The following is a 269-nucleotide window of genomic DNA, read 5'->3' as shown; positions in this document are numbered from 1 at the left end:
GACCAGTTAGAAGAGTCTCGCCAAAGATTGTCTAAGTTGGTGTCTAAACTCAAAGATATGCGTTCTCGAGACCAAGAGCTAAATCACAAGCTGCAACAAAATATTGCTAAGTTGAATCAAGAGATCGAGGAACGTATCAAGGCACAAGAAGCCCGTGAAGAGGCTATGAAAGATCTTGAAAATGAAGTCTATCAACGTGATAAGACGCAAGTCGAGTTAGCTGAAAGAACCGCGTTACTCCGTTCATTTATTGATGCTTCACCCGATCT

General features: G+C 42.0%; 1 protein-coding gene. It reads left to right on the top strand.

The genetic code is table 11. The annotated features are described in order from the left end of the window. Nucleotides 1–39: 39 nt before the first annotated feature. Nucleotides 40–269, top strand: a 230-nt coding sequence (locus AYW76_RS18705) for a hypothetical protein (RefSeq protein WP_197467858.1), incomplete at its 3' end; no start/stop codon positions are given.

This window comes from Marinomonas gallaica (assembly GCF_001639745.1).
GTDB classification, from domain to species: Bacteria; Pseudomonadota; Gammaproteobacteria; order Pseudomonadales; family Marinomonadaceae; genus Marinomonas; species Marinomonas gallaica.
Note: the sequence above shows the minus strand (reverse complement) of the source record. Positions and strands in the feature narration are given on the sequence as shown.